Annotated in this window: 1 pseudogene; it reads right to left on the bottom strand. The window is 49.4% G+C overall.

Annotated features, from left to right (window positions below):
• Positions 1-184, bottom strand: a pseudogene (locus tag AC3XQU_RS24765) (pilus assembly protein); the annotation flags it as partial.
• Positions 185-239: the final 55 nt, after the last annotated feature.

The following is a 239-nucleotide window of genomic DNA, read 5'->3' as shown; positions in this document are numbered from 1 at the left end:
AGCAGCGCACTTCCGCGAGGTCTATGCCGATTCGGTACTCCTGCCTGAATGCATTCACAGCAGCAATGGCCACGATGAAGGCCCCGATTGTCCCTAGTACGGAGTTACGCAAAAAAAGCATACGTGGCTTATCCAGCGTGAACTTTTTTAATGAACTGGTAAGACGTTTTGTAATTGACGGCATGTCAGTCCACCTCAAGCCCAAGTTGCTGAGCGATCTGTTTTGTGATGTCTAGACC

Source organism: Telluria sp. AZSoR62 (assembly GCF_058111565.1).
Note: the sequence above shows the minus strand (reverse complement) of the source record. Positions and strands in the feature narration are given on the sequence as shown.